Source organism: Arthrobacter sp. AG258 (assembly GCF_004364695.1).
Classification (GTDB): domain Bacteria; phylum Actinomycetota; class Actinomycetes; order Actinomycetales; family Micrococcaceae; genus Arthrobacter.
The window spans coordinates 102,778-122,652 of the sequence record NZ_SOBI01000006.1 but is presented as its reverse complement, the minus strand read 5'-3'; the positions used below and the strand labels follow the sequence as shown (position 1 = coordinate 122,652).

The window sequence follows — 19,875 nt, the reverse complement described above, 5'->3', positions numbered from 1 at the left end:
GCCCGGCCGAAGCCTCCGCTTCGGCCGGGCCAGCGCATCCGTCAGTTGATGTCAGTCAATGGTGTCAGTCGACCACCCGCACCTGGCCCACCATGCCCATGAAGTCATGGAGTGCGCAGATGTACTTGAACGTGCCTGCCGTCTTGAAGGTCACCGAGAACTCCCCGCCCGGCGGAATGATGCCGGAGTTGAGGTCGCCACCGGTGAAGTTGGACGGCGTACCCGACGGCGCAAAGACATTCGCCGGTTCGGTGCCGAAGGTGACCGTGTGGGGTGCTCCCATGCCGGTGTTGGCGAACACCACTGTTTCGCCGACATGCACCGTCACGCTGGGCCGGACGAAGCGCATGACCATTGCAACGCCGTCGTCACCGCCTGCCAGGACCCTGTGGTTGCTGGCTTGTTCGGCCAGCGAGGCGTCAAGCTGGTGCCCGTCCCGAAGGATGGCCCGCGCCTGGGCCCGTGATGCCTTGTTGTAGTCCGCTTGGCTGTAAGGATAATCCGTGCCCTGCTCGCGGACGTGGACGGTCCCCTTCATCATCTCGCCGTGGACCAGGCAGTAGTAGGTGAAGTCGCCCTCCCGCGGGAAGGTCAGGCTGTAGCTCGTCGTGACAGGGAACCCGGGCACCTCCACGTTCGAAAGGAGGCCTGAGTTGTAGTACGAGTGCCCGTCGTAGCTGTCCCCTCCGCGCTTGAGAAGTTCATCCTCGTTGAACGGATTGAACGGCTGCAGCGACTGGCCGGCCGCCAGGAATGTCACCGTGTGGATCTCGGCGGCGTTTGCCGCCCAGTCGATGGTGTCATGCTCATTGATGAAGATCTCCGAAGGGAGGAACGACATTCCCTGGATTTCCTGGTCACGGGACTCGGAGCCCACTTGGACCTGCCAGGTCCGATGGCCCCAGCCGCTGGCCGATGCCGGACCGGCAGCGGCCAGTGAGGCCAGCAGCGCAACGGCGAAGGCGACAATTAGTGCGAGTTTGTTGAATCTTGTGGTGTTTCCCCGGTTTTGCTTCATGGCAACGCTCTCTTGAACGGTATTCGGCCGAAAAGCCGATGCAGCGGTGGCCGGTTCAACTCAACCCACGGGCCAAACAGGCCACTGATTTCGGAGTAAAAGGTGCCGGACGCCCGGGCTGGGGAGCACGGGACCCGGTTCCGGCGCATCAACACGCCGGACATGCACCACCCCAACTGGTGTCGCAGAGGTTGAATATGGTTTGTCCGCGCGCCGCCGCCGTGGCTTGCCACGCGGCAGAGGCCCGCACCTTTTAGATTGCTCCTTCAACCGAACTTTGTCGAGAAGGAAAACCTTCGGCGGATGGGGGTTCCAGCAGGGACTCCCACCGCTGCCGCATTAGCTGGTTGGGTTGTAGGCGTGGCAGTCCCCAAGGAAGACAACGAGTTGCAGACCGAATCGTCCGCAGGCCCGGCATCGGAACCGGCCACCGGGCCGGCGGCTGTCCCCGTTCCGGGGCGCCCCGCGAGGATCCCCCGCGCGGGGCTTCTTGTGCTGTCCGCGGCAGGCTTCACCGCGGTCACCACCGAGCTGCTGCCCTCGGGCCTCTTGCCGGAAATCAGCCGTGACCTTGGCGTCCAGGAATCAGCCGTGGGCGCACTGACAGCGGTTTACGCTGCGGTCATCGTGTTCACGGCGCTCCCGCTCTCGCGGCTGCTCGCCGGTCGCATCCCCCGGAAGACGCTGCTGATCGCCACGATCCTGGCGTTTGGCCTGAGCAACGTGCTGCTCGCGGCCAGCCCCACGCTGCCGCTGGCCATTGCTGCCAGGCTCCTGGGCGGGGTGGCCCACGGGCTCCTGTGGTCCAGCATGGCGCCCTATGTAGCGAGAATCGTGCCGGCGCATTCCGTGGGCAAGGCCATGGCCATCGTGTTCAGCGGCAACAGCATTGCCTTGGCCGTCGGTGCGCCGCTGGGCACCATGATGGGTGCCGTGCTGTCATGGCGCAGCTCATTCCTGGCCCTGGCCGGAGTCGCGGCACTCCTCGCGTTGCTCGCCATGTACCTGCTGCCGGCGGCCACGGATTCCGGGCGGGAAGCACGGCCGTCGCTGCGTGCGGCCCTTGCCGTGCGCGGAGTGGTTGCCGTTGCCGTTGCATGGCCGCTCCTGGTCCTGGCGCACTTCACGCTGTTCACCTACATCGCGCCGTTCCTGCTGGCCTCCGGACTGCCGGCCGGCGCGGTCAGCATTTCGCTGTCCGTCATCGGAGTGGCCAGCCTGGTGGGAATCTGGATCGCGGGCGTCACCACCGATTCCAGGCCACGGCGCTCCCTTCTCGTCACGGTGGCCGGACTGCTGGCGGTCTTCGGCCTGCTCCCGTTGCTGGGCGCCACCTGGCCCGGAGCCATGGTCCTGCTGTCACTGTGGGGAATAGCGTTTGGCGCCATCGGCATCTACAACCAGGCAGCGATCCTCCGCGCGGGAGGCGAGCACCGGGACGCCGCCAACAGCCTGACGGTGGTCACCATCCAGCTGGGCATCGCCGTCGGCGCCTCCTACGGCGGCCTTGCGTTCACTGCGTTTGGTGCCGGCCTGGTGCCGTACGCCGCCGCCATCCCGGTGGCCGCGGCCCTGGCCATCATTGCAGCGAGCCGCGAGGGCGGCTACCCGGCAGGTCCACGGGAATCGTCGCGTCGCGGGGGAGCACCGTAAGCCGCATGGCCGGGTGCCGGCCCGGCGGCTCCCAATTCTTGAAAAGCGTGGATATTGATGGCCATGGCGGCGTGCTCCATGCTGAACTTGGTTCCAGCAGCATTCCCTGCCCGCAAGCCTGACAGGAGCCAGCCATGAAGTTCACGACCATCCTCCAGCTCGACGGCGCCACCGCCACCGGAATCCGCGTCCCCGACGACGTCGTCGCCGCCCTCGGCGGAGGCAAGCGTTTCCCTGTCCAGGTCACGATCAACGGGGTTACTTACCCGAGCACGGTGGCCACCATGAAGGGCGAGCCCAAGGTCCCGGTGAGCTCGGAGATCCGCAAGCTCGCCGGCATCAAGGCCGGCGATGAAGTCACAGTGGAGCTCTCTGCGGACGACAAGCCGCGCTCGGTGGATGTTCCTGAGGACCTTGCCGCCGCCCTCGCTGCGGATTCAGCCGCGGCGGAACGCTTCCAGTCCCTCTCCTACAGCAACCAGCGGCGCCATGTGCTCGCGGTGACCGGCGCGCGCACCGAGGAAACGCGCTCCCGCAGGATCGCCGCGGTCCTCGCCGAACTCGGATAGCCCACCGCTGCCCGGCCACGGAACGGCGGACCGGGCGCATCCGCCAGCCTGGGCGGCACTGACGGCGGGGCTGGCGGGACCGCACTGGCGGCCGGTGAGCCGCAGAAGGCAAGGGAGTTCGCACACCCGGGTTAACAAAAAGCAGGGCTTGCCTGTGACGGCAAGCCCTGCTTGGAAACCTAACGGTCCCGGAACCCTAAGAAATTAGAGAGCCTGGATGTTGGTGGCCTGGGGACCCTTGGGGCCCTGCTCGGTGTCGAAGGAAACCTTCTGGTTCTCTTCGAGGGAGCGGAAGCCGTTGGAGTTGATCGCGGAGTAGTGCGCGAAAACATCCTGCGAGGAGTCGTCCGGGGAGATGAAGCCGAAGCCCTTTTCAGCGTTAAACCATTTGACGGTACCAGTAGCCATTATTTTTGTCCTTCGTGAAGGTGGAGGGAAAATCCCGACTTTCGGGCCCTCCGGTGTGGGGTGTTCAAAAACCGCTACTTCAGAAGAACACGGACTTTCGACCGCGCGTACTGCCTGAACTACCAACTGCATAAACACAACAACAGGATCAACACTACAGGAGATTCGGCCCACGCCTAATTAAGCCGGGGCCACCGCCGTACGCCGTCATCCGGGACCGGACTCTTGCCGGAGTGTCCCCCGACGAATGGGCCGCCGAAACGGAGGGCAGCCGCCCCTCGACCAGTGTTCCAAACAGGCATATCCTGCATCCATATCCGCGGACAACCACGCTGCCACCGGGAGGTCACGCCATGGAAATGCCCAAAGCGACGGAGGAAGAAAAGGAACGCTTCCGGCGCCTTGTGCCGGACAATCCGGGCGTGGTGGTGAAGCCGATGTTCGGCAACCTTGGCGCGTTCGTCAACGGCAACATGTTCGCGGGCTTGTTCGGCTCCACCATCGGGCTGAAACTCTCCCGCGAGGACAAGGAACTGTTGGAGTCCTCCGAGCGGACTGTTCCGTTCGGGCCCGCGGAGCGGCCCATGGGCGGCTACACCGGGCTGCCTGAAGCCTGGAACGAAGAGGGCGACGGCGACGACACGCGGGCGCGTGCCTGGGCCGGGAAAGCCCTGGACTACGTGGCCACCCTGCCGCCTAAGGAACCCAAAACCCGGGCGCCCCGGACCAGCGTCCGCGGGACAGCGGCGCGGTAGCCGTGTCCGCCTCCGCAGTTCCCCGGCAGGACACCAACACCCTGGTGGTGGGTGCGGGCCAGGCGGGCCTGGCCACCAGCTACTGGCTGGCGCAGCGCGGCGTGGAACACCGCATCCTGGAGCAGCGGCCCGCCCTCGGCGGCGCCTGGCAGGACCGGTGGGATTCCTTCTACCTGAACACGCCGAACTTCTCCGTCGCCCTGCCGGGGTCCCCCTATGCAGGGCCTGACCCGGACGGGTTCCTGACCAAGGACGCCACCATCGGGTTCTTCCGCGGCTACGCCATGGACATCCAGGCCCCGGTGGAACTGGACACCGGGGTTACCCGGATCACCCCGACGGAAGGCGGCTTCGACGTCCTGACAAGCCAGGGCACCTGGACGGCCCGGAATGTGGTGCTCGCCAGCGGCGCGTTCCAGCGCCCGCGGATCCCTGCCGCCGCCGTCGGCATCTCCCCGGAGGTCCTGCAACTGCACAGCCATGACTACCGCAACCCGGACCAACTGCCGCCCGGGGCCGTCCTGGTGGTGGGGACGGGGCAGTCCGGCGGCCAGATCACGGAGGACCTGCTCGCCGCCGGCCGGACCGTGCACCTGTCCGTGTCGTCCTGCCCGGAGGCACCGCGCCGTTACCGCGGCCAGGACATCTTCCACTGGATCTGGGAGGTAAACGTCCATGGCCCCGACTTCGGCATCAACGCGCTGCTGGTGGACCAGTTGCCCTCCCCCGCCGGGCGGTTCCTGTGCAACCCGCTGCTGTCCGGCACCGGGGGCGGGCACAGCGTCCGGCTGCGCGGACTGGGCCGGCGCGGGGTCCGGCTGCACGGCCGGTTTGAGGGGGTCGACGACGGTGTCCCCGTCTTCACTGACGACCTCGCCCAGCGCCTGGCTGCCGCGGAGGCGGGGTTCGGCCAGCGGTTCAAGAAGCTCTTTGACGCCTACATCGACGCCGCGGGGATCGACGCCCCCGAGGCCGAGGCGGCGCAACCGGACAGCTGGCAGCCGGACGGGCCGGGTTCCCGGCTGGACCTGCGGGAGGAAGGAATCACCTCCATCATCTGGTCCACCGGGTATGGCCTGGACTTCAGCATGCTGGACCTTCCGCTCCTGGACGAGTGGAACTACCCGCGCCACAGCAAAGGCGTGACGGAGCACCCGGGCCTGTACGCCGTCGGGCTTCCCTGGCTTACCCGGCATATTTCCGCCACGTTGGTGGGGGTGGGCCCGGACGCCGAATACGTGACTGAACACTTGGCAGCGCGGGGCTGACCGGATCCACGACCTTGCTTGAACTGGCCACCGCTCCGGATGGAGCGGCCGGCTGATCCTTACCCTGCCGTGGGGCCGGGACCGTGCGCCTTCTGCCGTCCGTCGCGGTGGGCGAGGTAGGCGTAGACCATCAAGGCGAGCCCTGCCAGGATCATGACCGCCGGGAACGCGAAGTCCAACGGGATGAGCACCGCCGCGGACTGGAGGATGAAGATTGCGCCCATGGCCGCGAGCATTCCGGCCGGGACCAGCGGCCACTTCATCCGCTCCGCCTGGTTGCCGGCAGGGCCCGCTGCATGGACCGGAACCAGGGACAGCAAACCAAACGTGGCTGCCAGGCCGAGGAAGAGCACGGCGGCGGTGGGGGTGCCCTGCATCGCCTGCGGAAGGGCCACGATGGCCGCCAGGGTGAACATGACTCCGGACGGGATCAGGGCCCACCAGTTGGCGCGCTCCCGCAGGTAAACGGCCGCGAATCCACCGCCCATGAAGACGAACAGGAAGGCCGCGCCCCAGGCACCGTCCGTCAGTTGGGTCGCGACGATGACGGCCGCCAGCCCAAGGAAGACCGAGCCCGGGATGGCCGCCCACCAGTTTTCCCGGCGTCGCACGAACAGGGAAGCGAACAGGCCCCCCACCGCCGCGAATATCAGTGGTGCCACAAAGGCCCCGCTGTCCGTGACGCCAAGCCGGTCCAGCAGCAGCAACCCACCCAACGCGATGAGGACGATGCCTGCGATGATGCTTGCATTTGTCGATTTCACCGTGCGCCTCCCGGATCAGGCAGGCGGCGTGGCACCGCGCTGCTCATCTCAGGCTAGGGCGGCCGCATTGGCCGAAACAGGGCACAAAGCCCTCCGCTTCCCGCCCTCTTAATCGGTGAAGAAACTGGCTACGGACTTTGGACCCTGCCAGCTGGGGACGATGCTGCGGGATGATAATTGAGGTTCCTTCCACCAGGGGCGGCTGAGTCAGACCGGCGGCCGGGAAGGGCCACGACCCGACGAGAGCATACAGATGGAATCACCCGCAGCACCCCGGGATGTGTTCCGGTCCCCCGGGTCCGCCCGGATCTTCATCCTCAACGACCACGAACCGGTGCGCCGGGGCCTTCGGGACCTGCTCGAAAACGATGGCTTCGCCGTGGCAGGAGAAAGTGGTTCAGCCGCGGAGGCATGCCGCCTCATCCCCAGCCTGAGCCCGGACCTGGCCGTCTTGGACGACCGGTTGCCGGACGGTACCGGGATAGAGGTCTGCCGGGACCTCCGCGTGACAGCCCCGGCGGTGAAATCCCTGATCCTGACCGGCTGGGACGAACAGCATGCGGCGCGCGCCACGGTTCTGGCAGGCGCCTCCGGGTACCTCCTCAAACAGGTAAAGGACCACAAGGAACTGCTGAGCCGCATCCGGCGGGCCACCGAAGGCGACACCTTGTTCACCACCGAAAACAGGGACCGGGTAGCCGAGAGCCTCTACGCCGCGTCCCACGCATCGTGGCTGAAGAGTCTCACTGACGTGGAACGGAACGTGCTCGCCTTCATGGCGAGGGGGTTGACCAATGGGCAGATCGGGCAAGAGCTGCGGCTGCCCGACGATGCCGTCATCGGCAGCGTGTCCTCTGTCCTGCAGAAGCTGGGTTTCCGGCGCCGGAGCCCATTGATCCCGGCCCCTATCCCCAGGGCCTGGGAGGTGGTGTCCTGACGTCCGCACACCCGCACACGGCGGCCTTCACACCACCACGGGCACCGTCCAGACCACGCTGGTTCCCTTTCCGGGGGCGCTGTCAACGACGCAGGTACCGCCAAGGCGTGAGGCACGGGTCTTCATGTTCTCCAACCCGCTGACCCTCTCAGGATGGTCGAACCCGTTCCCATGGTCGCGCACGGTGAGGACGACTTCGCCGTCCTGCGCCGCCAGCAGCACATGGATATCCTCGGAGCCGGAATGGCGCACCGCGTTGCTGACGCTTTCGGTCAGCACGGGCAGGAGTTGCTCGGCAACCTCATCCCCCACCAGGTCGATGGGTCCGGAGAGCTGGACTCTCGGCAGGAATCCGGCGGCGTTGGCGGCTTCCAGGACGGCGCGCAGGACCCGCCCGCTGAGCAGTTCCCGGTCGGGTTGCCTGGCCTGGAGCGAGTAAATGGTGTCGCGGAGCTGGTGGACGCAGTCGTCAAGCTCTGCGGTGATGCCGGCAATACGGCGTTCATGGGCATCCGGGTCAGAGGTGTAGCGGCGCAGGCTTTGGATGCTGAGTCCGGCCGCGAACAGCCGCTGGATGACGAGGTCGTGCAGGTCCGCCGCAATCCGCTCACGGTCGATGAACAATGCGTGTTCTTCCCGCAGCTGATTGGCCTTCAACAGTTCAAGCGTCAGCCCGATCCGGGAAGCGAACACTGCGCTTTGTTCAAGATCCAGGTCTGTGTAGCGTGCTCCGCCGGCAGCCCTGGCCAGGATGAGCACCGTGTCACGCTGGCCGTCCGTGTCGCTGCCCAGGGCCGCCACCAGGACAGGGCCGAGTTTTTCTGCCGATTCCGGGTCGAATACCTTCCGGGGATCGGTGAAGGACTTCGATTGCCTGGACGAGAGGACCTGGCTGAAGACTGCTGCGGGCGGGAGTTCCTGCCCTGCGGGTATCGATTGCACCCCCAGGGAGGTCCGGCATCTGAGGCTTCCGTCGCCCGCAACCGATGCAATAAGGGCCAACGCGGAGGCGGACGCGTGCATTGACCCTTCCGCGATCATCTCCAAATTCTCGGTGTCGGAGCGCGGGCTGGCCTTCAGCCGGTCGCTGACCTCGATCCCTGCTTCGAGCCAGCGCTGGCGGCTGCTGCTGTCCTCGTACAACCGCGCGTTCTGGATCGCCACACCTGCGGCTGAGGCGAGGGCAACGGCCAGGTCCTCGTCCTCTGCGGTGAAGTCCTGGCCGTCGATTTTCTCGGTCAGGTAGAGGTTTCCGAAGACGGTGTCCCGGACGCGCACCGGAACGCCAAGGAAGGTCTTCATGGGCGGGTGGTTGGCCGGGAAGCCGACAGCCATCGGGTGCTCGCCCAGGTCATGGAGCCGCAAGGGCTTGGGTTCGCGGATCAGCTGCCCAAGAACGCCGTGGCCGGTGGGGAGGTCACCAATGACGCGGATGCCGTCGTCGTCGATGCCGACGGTGATGAAGTGGCTGAGCTGCTGGTCGTCGCCGATGACGCCCAGCGCTCCGTAGCGCGCGCCGACGAGTTCGCAGGCGGATTGCACCACCCGGTCAAGGACCGCTTCGAGGCTGAGGTCTTCCGCGAGGGACACCACCGCACCGAGGAGGCCCTCCACATGCTCCTGTGTCCGCACCAGCTCGTCTGCCCGGTCCACGAACTCGCGGAGGAGTTCGCGGGTCCGCCGCCTGATAGGTTCACGCCACACGATAAGACACCTCGGTCGGTTGACCAGCATGATCCACGGCGGGCTTCATCGCCTGAATCCATATGAGACAGCTTAAAATCCCTCTTCCAGCCATGTTAGCCCCCGGAGCGCCGCATCGTTCCCTGTTCTGGCGAGGCGGATCGGATCCGCTCCGTCCGCCGCCTCCCGGGACGCCGGAGTCCCCCGGGACCGGGAGTGAAGGGGGGCATTTTGACAGGGATGCTGAAGCGGAAGGCGCGGCGGGCGATGTGGTGGGTGTCCGCGCGGCGCCGGACCGGGACAGTTGGCACCTGCTGGGCGGCGCGGGCGAAGAACCACGCCTTGGCGATCTCCACCAGCACCAGGTACAGCACGATCATGCCCAGCAGTGCAAGGAAGAACGGGACGGGAAGGGGATCGAACCCGAGCACGCCCTGCAGCGGCGAGAGGGGCAGGAGGATGCCCAACGCCACCACGCCCAGGGACGCCGTGATCAGCCCGGCGGACGGCCGGCTCCGCACGAACGGCACGCGCCGGGTGCGGATGGCGAAGATGATCAGTGTCTGGGTGGCGATGGACTCGATGAACCAGCCGGCCCGGAACTCCCCCGGTACGGCATCGAACACGAACAGCATCAGGGCAAACGTGGCGAAGTCGAACAGCGAACTGATGGGCCCGAAGAGGAACATGAACCGGCGGATGAAGGCGATGTTCCAGTGCGAGGGGGCGCGGAGCTGTTCTTTGTCCACGCGGTCGCCCGGGATGGCCAGCTGGCCGCTGTCATACAGCAGGTTGTTGAGCAGGATCTGGCCGGGGAGCATGGGCAGGAAGCTCAGCACCACGGACGCGACGGCGGCGCTGAACATGTTGCCGAAGTTGCTGGAGGTGCCCATCAGGACGTACTTGATGGTGTTCGCGAAGATCCGCCGTCCCTCCATCACCCCTTCGGCCAGGACGCCGAGGTCCTTGTCCAGGAGGACGACGTCGGCCGCGTCCTTGGCGACGTCCGTGGCACTGTCCACGGAGATGCCGATGTCCGCCTTGTGCAGGGCGAGGGCGTCGTTGACGCCGTCGCCCATGAACCCGACGGAGCCGCCGCTTTGGCGCAGCAAGGCGATGATGCGGGCTTTTTGTTCGGGCGATACCCGGGCGAAGATGGTGGCCGTCCGGGCGGAGGCGGCAAGGTCGGCGTCGGACAGGGCGTCGATATCCGCCCCGGTGAGTGTGCCACCCGAGATGACGTCCAAGTCGGCGCAGACTTTCTCGGCCACCTTGGCGTTGTCACCCGTGGCGATCTTGACCGAGATGCCCAGTTCCTCCAGCCGGTCCAGCGATTGCCGGGCATTGGCCTTGGGCCGGTCCAGGAATACCAGGAAACCCGCCAGGGTGAGGCCGCGTTCATCGGCCGCGGTCAGCGTGCCCGGTCCGTCGGCCGGGCGGGTGGCGACGGCCACCACCCTGGATCCGGCGTCGAACTGTTCATCCAGCAGGGCCTGCACGGCCGGGGCGACAGGGCCGCACAGGGCGAGGACGTCCTCGGGGGCGCCCTTGGTGACCAGTTGCGGCGGCCCGCCGGCTTCCCGCACCAGCACGGTGGTGCGGCGGCGCTGGTGGTCGAAGCCGATCATGTCCAGCCGCTCGTAACGGCCGGGGTCGAACCCGGAGGCGCCCGGGCTGTCCCAGAGGGCGGCGTCCAGCGGGTTTTGCCCGGCGGAGGTGAGCTTCGCGTCGGTGTAGTCCGCCTCGGTGGCCAGCAGGCCCAGGGTGAGCAGGGCGTCGCCGGGCAGCTCCGCCGTGGCGGGGAGGGCAGCGGTGAAGCTGATCTTCCCTTCGGTGAGGGTGCCGGTTTTGTCCGTGACCAGGATGTCCATGTCCCCCAGGTCCTCGATGCACACCAGCCGCTTGACCAGGACCTTCCGCTTCGCGAGCTGGCGGGTTCCGGTGGCCAGGGAGGTACTGACGACGGCGGGGAGTAGCTGCGGAGTGATGCCCACCGCGATGGCCAGGGAGAACAGCAGCGATTCGATCAGCGGCCGCTGCAGCAGCAGGTTGGCGATGAAGATGAGCGTGGTGAGTCCGATGGCCACCTGGAGCAGCAGGAAGGAGAACCGTTTGAGGCCCAGCTGGAATTCAGTTTGCGGCTGCCGTTCGCCCAGGCCCAGGGCGATCCGGCCGAATTCGGCCCGGCCGCCGGTGGCCACCACCACGCCGGTGCAGTTGCCGGACTGGATGACGGTGCACATGAACGCGCATGAAGAGAGGTCCGCCAGCGCCGCGCCGGCCTGCACGGCGGCGGGGTCCTTGGCGGCGGGCAGGGACTCCCCCGTCAGGATGCTTTCGTCGCAGAGGAGGTTGCCGGTGGCCAGGAGGCGGATGTCCGCCGGGATGATGGCACCCAGGGAGAGATGGACGACGTCGCCGGGCACCAGCGCGGTGACGTCCACTTCCGTGGTGGCTCCGTCGCGGAGCACCACGGCACGGTGGGTGACGCGGTCGTGCAGGGCCTCGGACGCGTGCTCGGCCCGGAACTCGTTGGTGAATCCGAGTCCCACGCTGACCAGAAGGATCACGCCGATGACGATCGAGTTGGTGGCGTCCCCCAGGAAGAGGGACAGCCCGGCGGTGATGAGCAGCAGGATCAGGATGGGGCTGGCGAACTGGCGGCCCAGCACGGCCCACCCGTTGGCCCGGTGGGTGCGGACGGCGTTGGGCCCGATCTCCGCCAGGCGCCGTTCCGCTTCCTCGCCGGTGAGCCCACCCGGACCGGATCCCAGCCGTGCGAGTGCCTGGTCCGTCGTCAGGCCCGCTGCCTCGGTAATGGGCAGCAGGAGGGATGTCCGCTCCTGCACGTTCAGCTCTGGCATCTGGGTCCGTTCGCACACTTAGGTAGTGGATGGATCCAAGAGTACGACGCCGGGCCGACAGTGGCGCTGCACGTGCTCCTATGCCTTTAAGCGGTCGGGGCTGACGGCGCTACTTAAGGCTGAGGACCTCATCAATGGGGCGGCCGTTGACGAACACTTGCGCGCTGGTGGCACCGGAGGCGGCCATGGCGGTGTACTCCAGTTGGGCCTTTGCCCGCGGGATGTCGCACACGCCGCCCAGCATGAACTGCCCGGTCAGCCAGATGGTGATGGTGCTGCCGTCCAGCTCACCGGCCACGTACGTCAGGTTCGACTGGTACAGCGCGTTGATCAGTCCGGACATGCCCACGTCCCGGCTCTTGTTCGCGAGCAGGGTCCCGACGCTGGGGCCCACCTGGTCCGTGAAGCGGACCGGCCCGGTGGTGGTGGCCACCAGGCTGTCGCCGCAGCCGATCTTGGGACCGGACACACCGTTGTCATCGACGGCCACGTAGTAGATGGTCAGCGGGCCCACCTGCTCCGGGAGGCCGGTTGGGCTGGGTTCCTGCGTAGCCGTCGGGCTGGCAGGGGCGGACGACGGCGGCGCGGCGGCGGTGGTGCCCGGCGCGGCTGCCGTCGTGGCGGGCGCTGTGGTGGCGGCTGTAGAGGTTGGCGCGGCGGAAGGGCTTGCCGTGGCACTCGGGGTGGGGGCCGTCGTCGTACTTGGTGCCGCGGAACTGGTGCTGGGGGACGGGGCCGGCGGGCCAAAGCACCCGGTCAGCATGATCGTGGCGCTAAGCCCCAAAACACTGAGAACCGAAAGCCCGGCCTTGGCCATGATGCCCCCTACTAACGCGGTTCCCGCAGGCGCGGGATCCACTGTCGACGGTACTCCCGGGGGTTACTCCAGAACAGGGACTAAAGTCCGGCGGCTCCTTCCGGGATCCGCCCGAACTAGCAGTCATTTCTTGTCATGCCGTTAACCAGCCATTCATACGCTCCTAAAATCCTGTACAAGGGCTGGAAATACGGTGGGAGTCATGGACAACATTTCCCGCAGATCCCTTATCTCCGCCGGCCTCGGGGCCGGCCTGGTCGCCGCATTGCCGGGTGCCGCCGTCGCCGTTTCCACCGTGGACGACGCCGGACTCCGCACCGACCCCTTCATGCTCGGCATCGCGTCGGGCGAGCCCTGGCCGGACGGCTTCGTCCTGTGGACCCGGCTGGCCGTCAACCCGGTAGCGGAGGACGGGCTGGGCGGCATGCCGTCCCGGCCGGTGGCCGTGCAATGGGAAGTTGCCGAGGACGCAGGCATGCGCAGCGTGGTGGCCCGCGGCGTGGAGCAGGCCAGGATCGAGACCGCACACTCGGTGCACGTGGAGCTGCGGGGCCTGAAGCCGGGCCGCGAATACTTCTACCGGTTCCGCACCGGCAAGCACGTCAGCCCGGTGGGACGGACCCTCACCAGCCCCGCCCTGCACGAGACCCCCGCGGCGCTGGCCATGGCGTTCGCCAGCTGCGCGCAGTACGAGCACGGCTACTTCACCGCGTACCGGCGCCTGGCGGAGGACCACCCGGACCTGGTGCTGCACCTGGGCGACTACCTGTACGAGTACAAAAAGGACAGCTACGTGATCGGCGGCGGCAATCCGCGCGACCACGAGGGCCCGGAGACGGTCTCGCTGGCAAGCTACCGCCAGCGGCACGCGCAGTACAAGGTCGACGGCGACCTCCAGGCTGCGCATGCCGCCGCGCCGTGGCTGGTGGTCTGGGATGACCACGAGGTGGACAACAACTGGGCGGACGACGTTCCGGAGAACAAGGACGCCGGCCAGCTCAATGACAGCGTGGAGCATTTCCGCCAGCGCCGCGCCGCCGCGTTCCAGGCGTACTACGAGAACATGCCGCTGCGCCCGTCCTCGCTGCCGGCCGGACCGGATATGAAGATCTACCGCAGGGTCCAGTGGGGCCAGCTCGCCAACTTCCACATGATGGACACCAGGCAGTACCGGGACAACCAGCTGGCAGGCGACGGCTGGCAGAAGAATGTGGCCGAACGGCTTGCCGAGGACCGGACCATCACCGGCGCCGAGCAGGAAAAGTGGCTGCTGGACGGGTTCCGCAGCTCCACCCAGCGCTGGGACATCCTGGGCCAGCAGGTCTTCTTCGCGGAGCGCGACCGGAACAAGGCCCCGGACATCGACGACGTTTCCATGGACGGCTGGGACGGGTACGCCGCCTCCCGCCGCCGCATCACCCAGGGGTGGGTGGACGCGAACGTCCGCAACGCCGTGGTGCTGACGGGCGATGTGCACCGCAACTGGGCCAACGACGTCAAAGTGGACTACAAGGACCCCGCCTCCCCCGTGGTGGGCTCGGAACTGGTGTGCACCTCGATCACCTCCACCGGTGACGGCACCGGCTCCACCACGGATGCCACCATGGCCTGGAACCCGCACCTGAAGTTCTACAACGACAACCGCGGCTACGTGGCCACCCGCATCACCAGGGACGCGATCACCGCGGACTTCCGGGTGCTGGACCACGTGACCACGCCCGGCGCACCGGTGTCCACGAAAGCCTCCTTCGAAATCCGCGACGGCGTTCCCGGGTTGCAGGCGCGGGCCTGACGGGTCCCAAACTACGCCGTCGCCGCCTGGAGCCCGTTGCGGTGCGCATTGTGTGCGCCGGGGCGCAGGACTAGGATGCTCGCGGGGAGAGGTCCTTAGTCTCGCGAGACTGGAAAGGGCCACGCTCATGACCGACTTCTTCACCATGCAGCCCGGTGAGACCGCAGCTCCGCTGCCGCCCGGACCGGTGCTGTGCACCGGAACCGCTGCCATGCGCCGCATCCACCGCTTCTTCCTCTGGGCCTACGGCGAGGCACCGGGACTGGTGCGCTCCGCCGCCCCCGGCGACACTGCGCGGGCAGCCTACGTGGGCGAAGTGCTGGGCAACTTCGACAAGGTGCTGCATATCCACCACGAAGGCGAAGACCTCCTGATGTACCCGCAACTGAAGGAGCGGGCACCGGCATGCGCACTTCATGTGGGGCAGATGCTCGAGCAGCACAGGCAGGTCACGCAGAGGCTGCAGGCCATAGAGCCGGTCCGGCTGCGCTGGATGCAGACGGCGGATGAGGAGTCCGGCGCGGAACTCGCGGCCCGCTATGAAGACCTGTCCGGCGTCCTCAATGTCCATCTGCGCCGCGAGGTCACGGAGATGATGCCGGTTGCGGACAGGGTGATGACAGAGAAGGAAGCTGCCGCGGTCGGCCAGCACGGGATCCAGGAACTCGACAAGAAATTCCTGGTGGGGTACCTCGGCATGGTGCTTGCGACGAATCCGCGGGAAGACCAGGTTGAACTGTTCAAGGAGATCCCCGCACCCGTCCGGCTTGCCTACAAGCTGGTTGGGCGGCGGATGTACCGGAAACAGTATGCCGCGCTCTTTCCGGGACGGCCCATTCCCCCAACGCTCTAGGCCTCTTGGCCGGGTACGACGGCGGGCGGCCGGCGTGGGTGCCGGCCGCCCGCCGTCGTTATTGCTGTCAGGGGTTAGGCGTTGTTTCAGGGGCTAGAGGCAGACGGGCTGGAACGCCGGGTCCGCCGGGCCGGACGGCTGGCCCAGGGCGTTGCCCACGAGCTGGTGGACCACGGGATCATTGGGCGTTTGATCGTGTTCGAAGACGTCCGCCGGGCACTTGTCCTGGATGGTGATGTTGGTGACCTGCCGCGCACTCCCATTCAGGAATTGGCTGTTGTACGGGATGACCACCTCGTCGTGGGTGGTGGAGATGACCGTGTAGGCGGGACCGGCCATGGTGTCGCCGATGGAGTTGAGTTCCTGCATGAACGGCGAGCCTGCCTGCTGGTCGGCGCAGGCGGCGCAGCCGGCGGCCGTGTAGTCGGGAGTGGGAACCAGGTCCGGCGGCGGCAGGATCACGCCTTTGGTGCCGTGGTTGGACGGGGCGATGCCGACGAGCTGGTGGACGTACTTGGCGCCGCCGAGGAAGCCCATGTAGTACCGGGGCATCATGCCGCCCTGGCTGTGGCCCACCAGGTCCACCTGCTTGGCGCCGGTGGCCGAGCGGACAGAGTCCACGAACGGGGCGAGCTCCTTCGCGGATTCGGTGACCGGAGCCGTGGCGTACACACCGTTGGTGGCGCCGTAGTTGAGGGCGAAGACACAGTAGCCCTGGCTCTTGAGGTACGGCGCCATGGTGGACCAGTTTTTCTCCATGCTCTCGAACGTGCCGGGAACAAGGATGACCGGATATGGGTGTTGCGCAGATGGCTTGCAGGTCCAGTCGTTGGCGCCCGGCGGAGAGACATCAACGGCCTGGGCAGGGACTGCCATCAGGGAGGAGGAAAGGACGGCGGCTGCCGCAACGGACAGGGCCCGGGTTAGGAGTGACATGAAAACCTCTTTGTTCATCAGTCTGCGGGGCGCCGGGCCTCATGGTTTTGGGGGATCCATGAGGCCCGGCCGAGGTTTTCCATGCTTGCAGCGATGCCTTCCCTGCGCAGCGGAACTGCACGGACGTGCGGCCAAAATCCCTTCCCTGCAGCGCGGCCATGTACACCTGATGTGACCCACGGCACAGGCATTGTTACTGGTGAGTAGCTATTTTGGGTCTTATCGCGGCGTGGACGGGCTCCCAGCGGCGTTTGCACAAATGTGCAGTTTTGCGGCTCGCGCCGAGATCGCCGGAGGGGTGTCCGGGTCGCCGGAGCGGTGCGAACTCGCCGGAACGTTCCGGCGGGCTCGCACCGCTCCGGCGATCTCGAGGGCTGGCGGATTCAGGGCGGCCGGGATCCAGGCGGGGCTGAAACTGCGTCAGGCCAACAGCCAGCGTTTCCAGCGTGGCTGCTCGGGTGCCGGCGTCGGTTCCGGTTCCGGCTCCTCGCCCAACGCCATCGCGGCCTGGACGAGGTCGTCAGCGGTGAGCGTCATGACGGCCTCCCGGTCGAGCGCGTCGAGGCTTTGGTCCTCGTCGAGGGAGAGCCGCAGCGCCTGCCTGTTGAGCGCTTGCTCGAACAGCGTGCGGGCGAACCGTGCGTTGCCGGAGTCTTCGCCGGCGTGGAGCCCGGTGAAGATGCGGCGCAGCATCTGGTCCGCGTCCGGCTCCAGGATGTACTCGTGCTGGGCCAGCATCTGGCTGAAGATGGCCAGGAGTGCGTCCACGGAGTAGTCCGGGAACGTGATCTCGCGGGCGAACCGGGAGCGGAGTCCGGGGTTGGAGAGCAGGAAAGCCTCCATCAGCCGCGGGTACCCGGCCACGATCACCACCAGGCGGTGGCGGTGGTCCTCCATGCGTTTGAGCAGGACCTCGATGGCTTCCGGGCCGAAGTCCATTCGGCCGTCCTCCGGGGCCAGCGCATAGGCCTCGTCGATGAACAGGACGCCGTCCAGTGCGCGCCGGATCACCCGGTCCGTCTTGATCGCGGTCTGGCCGACGTATTGCCCCACCAGGCCCGAACGGTCCACCTCGACCAGGTGGCCCTTCTGCAGCAGGCCAACCGCCCGGTACATCTCGGCCAGGAGCCGCGCCACGGTGGTTTTGCCCGTACCCGGGTTTCCGAGGAACACCAGGTGCTGAGAGGTGGCCACTTCCGGCAGGCCGTGCGCCTTGCGGCGTGCCTGGACCTGGAGCAGCGCGACCAGGGCACGCACCTGTTCCTTGACGGTCTCCAGTCCCACCAACGCATCGAGCTCGGCTTGCAGCTCGGACAGCGGCCGCGCCGGCCCGGGCCTGGCACCCATAAGATCGCCGACGAGGTCGTCGACGCGTTCCGAACCGGGCAGCTTGAGTTGATCGGCGAGGTGGCCGATGGTTTCACGCAGGTCATCGAGCGGATTGCGGCTGAGAGCCATGCCTCCACTGTAGACCTCGATTCGCCACCGGGGCGGATGGGTCATGGGTGCGCTGGAGGATGGGGAGCACGCGCGGGGTTCTGCCTGGCGGACAGATCAGGGTGCCGACCGCGAACCTGTGTCCGTGCTCTGCCCTGTGGTCGGGACGAAGTTCCAGTCGAACGAACCGTCACCATGCAGCGTCAGCCGGAGAAACCCGTGGGTGTCGCTGAACCGCTTGGCGATGTATTTTGGGCTGCTGGTGAACGGGCGGAGGGTGCGGCCTCCCGTTGAAACCTGGAAGGCTGTCATGCCGTCATCGACGCACGTATCCGCATTATCCACGGGGCAGGACCGCTCGTAGTTGTGTTGTGAGGCGGACAGGGTCAGCCGGACCCGGTGCTTCCACATCACGTTGATCCAGGGCTTATGGTTTGCGGCCCGCTCATGTTCGTCCGTGTCCGACGTGAAGTAGGGCTCGTGGTATACCACCGCAAGGTGTTTGCCTGCTGCCCTGGCGGCACCGAGGTCAGTGTCCAGCCATGTTGTCGCGGCGGAAGCCGCTGCCTTGTCGTACCGCCACAGCCCGGAAGGCAGGAATGCGAAGTGCCAGTTCCCAAAGTCCTTTGAATACGGTTTTTCGTTGGGAATGAAGCCCCTTTCCTCGTTGATGGCCGCTTTCGCGTCCGAGCCCGGGCACTGGCCGTTCATGAAATCATCAAGGTCTTCGTTGCGGCCCGGTTGCCAGTCGTGGTTGGGGGCGGACACCCAGTACAGCTTGGGCATCGTGCCGCCCCACAGCTGCGTCCAGTAGTCCACGTAGTCCCGGCAGTAGGCGGTGTCGTACTGGAAGTCGCCGAGCCCGAGGAACGCATCGATCTCATTGTCCTTAACCAGCCGGGAGATGGCCGCACCGTTCCGGCCAGACCTGCTGTCCGGGTCCGCGTTCCCCTCGGGGTTCATGTCCCCGACGGCGGCGATCCGGACATCCGCCGCGGGGCCCGCGGTGCCGCCGGGCGGGCCAGGAGGTTCCGGGGCACCGGTGCAGCCCGCGGCGGCGGCCACCAGGAGGGCCGCAGCGATTGCGGCCACACCTCGAACGCGCTTGAGGCGACGGAGCGCTGACTGCATCCGGTAACCCCCTGGAGAAGTCGAACCGATGGCCGGCCCGCGACGGACAAGCCGAACCCCACCGGAACTCTGATGGTCCTAAGGGCGGCCCCGGGTGTCAAGGCCTGGCGCTTCCAAGCGGCGGCGTGGGCCGCCAAGGTGCGCCGGATCTTCGGGCCAGGCAAGTGCCGGCTTGACGCGATCAGCATCTCCGGCGCCGCGTTCGTGGAACGCGCCCAAACCCCTTTACCGGCAGCTGGGCTTCCGTCGAGCGCCGCAACAGGACCGGCACTTTCGGAGAGCGCTCTTCGGATTAGGGGCACAGACGCGGGTAACCCCTAACTTCCATATGCGCGTATCAATTACTCGTGATGGCGTTTGGCCGCCCTCTTAGACTCCAAGTCCTTGCAGTCAGGGACTTGTCCCGTTCCCGGGGAATCATTCAACCGCTACAACGGAGTACTTCAATGAGGAACTGGCTCACCCGCATCGCCATTCCGATCACAATCGCAGCAACCGCAACGCTCGCCGGAGTCGCCGGCCCTGCCGCCGCCGCACCATCCACACCAAACCCCACGGACCCCTTCTCGCTCCAGGACGTCTTCGGAAACGACTGTCCCGGCTTCAACGTGACCGCCCAGCTGACAGGCAAATCGAAGGAGATATCCCACGGAAACGAGGGAGTCATTTCGATCTCGCCGGGCATGACAATTACGTTGACCGCGAATGGAAAGACCGTGAAGTACCTGATCACGGGTACGACCCATGCGCAGACCTTGCCCGACGGGAGCAAAGAGGTCGTCTCGGTCGGGGAGAATCTCCTCATCGTTCCCGCAGTCGACGGACAGCATGCAGAAGGGCTCTTCTATACGACAGGAAATGTCAATTATGCCCTCACCCCAACCGGAGGAGAAGGAAGGCTGTTCTCGGGCCCGGGCCAGGTGGTAGATGTCTGCGCATTGCTCGCACCCTAGGATTGCTCTCCCGGCAGGCTGCTCCCAGAGAACCGGG

The 19,875-nt window shown here is 66.7% G+C and carries 17 protein-coding genes; 8 read left to right on the top strand and 9 right to left on the bottom strand.

Annotation, left to right across the window (positions count from 1 at the left end; all coding sequences use genetic code 11):
• Positions 1 to 64: 64 nt before the first annotated feature.
• On the bottom strand, positions 65 to 1,018 hold the full coding sequence (locus tag DFO47_RS14110; RefSeq protein WP_018761997.1) for a plastocyanin/azurin family copper-binding protein: 954 nt from the start codon (positions 1,016 to 1,018) through the stop codon (positions 65 to 67).
• Between the two features lie 387 nt (positions 1,019 to 1,405).
• Here DFO47_RS14110 and DFO47_RS14105 point away from each other — a divergent pair, with 387 nt between their 5' ends.
• Both DFO47_RS14105 and DFO47_RS14100 read left to right on the top strand, forming a co-directional pair.
• Positions 1,406 to 2,671, top strand: a complete 1,266-nt coding sequence (locus DFO47_RS14105; RefSeq protein ID WP_208294413.1) for an MFS transporter — start codon at positions 1,406 to 1,408, stop codon at positions 2,669 to 2,671.
• Between the two features lie 134 nt (positions 2,672 to 2,805).
• A complete protein-coding gene (locus DFO47_RS14100) occupies positions 2,806 to 3,240 on the top strand; it encodes a YdeI/OmpD-associated family protein (RefSeq protein ID WP_133832069.1) in 435 nt (144 codons plus the stop codon).
• 204 nt (positions 3,241 to 3,444) lie between these two features.
• On the opposite strand, the gene DFO47_RS14095 is transcribed toward DFO47_RS14100, so the two are convergent.
• The gene (locus DFO47_RS14095; protein WP_009372930.1) at positions 3,445 to 3,648 is read right to left on the bottom strand and encodes a cold-shock protein; all 204 of its coding nucleotides are present in this window, start codon (positions 3,646 to 3,648) and stop codon (positions 3,445 to 3,447) included.
• Between the two features lie 353 nt (positions 3,649 to 4,001).
• Between DFO47_RS14095 and DFO47_RS14090 the strand changes: the two genes are divergently transcribed.
• The gene (locus DFO47_RS14090; protein WP_133832068.1) at positions 4,002 to 4,403 is read left to right on the top strand and encodes a TfoX/Sxy family protein; all 402 of its coding nucleotides are present in this window, start codon (positions 4,002 to 4,004) and stop codon (positions 4,401 to 4,403) included.
• A gap of 2 nt (positions 4,404 to 4,405) precedes the next feature.
• The gene (locus DFO47_RS14085; RefSeq protein ID WP_133832067.1) at positions 4,406 to 5,671 is read left to right on the top strand and encodes an NAD(P)/FAD-dependent oxidoreductase; all 1,266 of its coding nucleotides are present in this window, start codon (positions 4,406 to 4,408) and stop codon (positions 5,669 to 5,671) included.
• 59 nt (positions 5,672 to 5,730) lie between these two features.
• Here DFO47_RS14085 and DFO47_RS14080 read toward each other — a convergent pair whose 3' ends face one another.
• A complete protein-coding gene (locus DFO47_RS14080; protein ID WP_133832066.1) occupies positions 5,731 to 6,435 on the bottom strand; it encodes a hypothetical protein in 705 nt (234 codons plus the stop codon).
• A 253-nt stretch (positions 6,436 to 6,688) separates the two neighbouring features.
• Here DFO47_RS14080 and DFO47_RS14075 point away from each other — a divergent pair, with 253 nt between their 5' ends.
• On the top strand, positions 6,689 to 7,372 hold the full coding sequence (locus DFO47_RS14075; protein WP_166651728.1) for a response regulator transcription factor: 684 nt from the start codon (positions 6,689 to 6,691) through the stop codon (positions 7,370 to 7,372).
• 27 nt (positions 7,373 to 7,399) lie between these two features.
• Here DFO47_RS14075 and DFO47_RS14070 read toward each other — a convergent pair whose 3' ends face one another.
• The 3 genes from DFO47_RS14070 to DFO47_RS21335 all read right to left on the bottom strand — a co-directional run bounded on the left by DFO47_RS14070 (position 7,400) and on the right by DFO47_RS21335 (position 12,736).
• Positions 7,400 to 9,076 (bottom strand): GAF domain-containing protein, encoded by a 1,677-nt coding sequence (locus tag DFO47_RS14070; protein WP_133832065.1) that lies wholly within the window; start codon positions 9,074 to 9,076, stop codon positions 7,400 to 7,402.
• 95 nt (positions 9,077 to 9,171) lie between these two features.
• Positions 9,172 to 11,919: a magnesium-translocating P-type ATPase gene (gene mgtA / locus DFO47_RS14065; protein WP_133832064.1), complete on the bottom strand. Its 2,748-nt coding sequence runs from the start codon at positions 11,917 to 11,919 to the stop codon at positions 9,172 to 9,174.
• A gap of 109 nt (positions 11,920 to 12,028) precedes the next feature.
• Positions 12,029 to 12,736 (bottom strand): hypothetical protein, encoded by a 708-nt coding sequence (locus DFO47_RS21335; RefSeq protein WP_243835482.1) that lies wholly within the window; start codon positions 12,734 to 12,736, stop codon positions 12,029 to 12,031.
• Between the two features lie 202 nt (positions 12,737 to 12,938).
• Here DFO47_RS21335 and DFO47_RS14055 point away from each other — a divergent pair, with 202 nt between their 5' ends.
• Positions 12,939 to 14,528 (top strand): alkaline phosphatase D family protein, encoded by a 1,590-nt coding sequence (locus DFO47_RS14055; protein ID WP_133832063.1) that lies wholly within the window; start codon positions 12,939 to 12,941, stop codon positions 14,526 to 14,528.
• Between the two features lie 127 nt (positions 14,529 to 14,655).
• Positions 14,656 to 15,381 carry a hemerythrin domain-containing protein gene (locus DFO47_RS14050; RefSeq protein ID WP_133832062.1) on the top strand — a complete coding sequence of 242 codons (726 nt, stop codon included), beginning with the start codon at positions 14,656 to 14,658 and terminating at the stop codon, positions 15,379 to 15,381.
• Between the two features lie 93 nt (positions 15,382 to 15,474).
• Here the strand turns inward: DFO47_RS14050 and DFO47_RS14045 are convergent, their stop codons facing one another.
• The 3 genes from DFO47_RS14045 to DFO47_RS14035 form a co-directional block, all read right to left on the bottom strand.
• A complete protein-coding gene (locus DFO47_RS14045) occupies positions 15,475 to 16,317 on the bottom strand; it encodes an alpha/beta fold hydrolase (RefSeq protein WP_133832061.1) in 843 nt (280 codons plus the stop codon).
• 420 nt (positions 16,318 to 16,737) lie between these two features.
• A complete protein-coding gene (locus DFO47_RS14040) occupies positions 16,738 to 17,775 on the bottom strand; it encodes an AAA family ATPase (RefSeq protein ID WP_133832060.1) in 1,038 nt (345 codons plus the stop codon).
• 96 nt (positions 17,776 to 17,871) lie between these two features.
• Positions 17,872 to 18,885 carry a hypothetical protein gene (locus DFO47_RS14035; protein ID WP_133832059.1) on the bottom strand — a complete coding sequence of 338 codons (1,014 nt, stop codon included), beginning with the start codon at positions 18,883 to 18,885 and terminating at the stop codon, positions 17,872 to 17,874.
• Between the two features lie 446 nt (positions 18,886 to 19,331).
• Here DFO47_RS14035 and DFO47_RS14030 point away from each other — a divergent pair, with 446 nt between their 5' ends.
• The gene (locus tag DFO47_RS14030) at positions 19,332 to 19,838 is read left to right on the top strand and encodes a hypothetical protein (protein ID WP_133832058.1); all 507 of its coding nucleotides are present in this window, start codon (positions 19,332 to 19,334) and stop codon (positions 19,836 to 19,838) included.
• Positions 19,839 to 19,875: the final 37 nt, after the last annotated feature.

Excerpts from the sequence above, each read along its gene's own strand:
- DFO47_RS14110 (WP_018761997.1), bottom strand. The coding sequence starts at position 1,018 with ATGAAGCAAAACCGGGGAAACACCACAAGATTCAACAAACTCGCACTA.
- DFO47_RS14100 (WP_133832069.1), top strand. The coding sequence starts at position 2,806 with ATGAAGTTCACGACCATCCTCCAGCTCGACGGCGCCACCGCCACCGGA.
- DFO47_RS14095 (WP_009372930.1), bottom strand. The coding sequence starts at position 3,648 with ATGGCTACTGGTACCGTCAAATGGTTTAACGCTGAAAAGGGCTTCGGC.
- DFO47_RS14090 (WP_133832068.1), top strand. The coding sequence starts at position 4,002 with ATGGAAATGCCCAAAGCGACGGAGGAAGAAAAGGAACGCTTCCGGCGC.
- DFO47_RS14075 (WP_166651728.1), top strand. The coding sequence starts at position 6,689 with ATGGAATCACCCGCAGCACCCCGGGATGTGTTCCGGTCCCCCGGGTCC.
- mgtA (WP_133832064.1), bottom strand. The coding sequence starts at position 11,919 with ATGCCAGAGCTGAACGTGCAGGAGCGGACATCCCTCCTGCTGCCCATT.
- DFO47_RS21335 (WP_243835482.1), bottom strand. The coding sequence starts at position 12,736 with ATGGCCAAGGCCGGGCTTTCGGTTCTCAGTGTTTTGGGGCTTAGCGCC.
- DFO47_RS14055 (WP_133832063.1), top strand. The coding sequence starts at position 12,939 with ATGGACAACATTTCCCGCAGATCCCTTATCTCCGCCGGCCTCGGGGCC.
- DFO47_RS14050 (WP_133832062.1), top strand. The coding sequence starts at position 14,656 with ATGACCGACTTCTTCACCATGCAGCCCGGTGAGACCGCAGCTCCGCTG.
- DFO47_RS14045 (WP_133832061.1), bottom strand. The coding sequence starts at position 16,317 with ATGTCACTCCTAACCCGGGCCCTGTCCGTTGCGGCAGCCGCCGTCCTT.
- DFO47_RS14040 (WP_133832060.1), bottom strand. The coding sequence starts at position 17,775 with ATGGCTCTCAGCCGCAATCCGCTCGATGACCTGCGTGAAACCATCGGC.
- DFO47_RS14035 (WP_133832059.1), bottom strand. The coding sequence starts at position 18,885 with ATGCAGTCAGCGCTCCGTCGCCTCAAGCGCGTTCGAGGTGTGGCCGCA.
- DFO47_RS14030 (WP_133832058.1), top strand. The coding sequence starts at position 19,332 with ATGAGGAACTGGCTCACCCGCATCGCCATTCCGATCACAATCGCAGCA.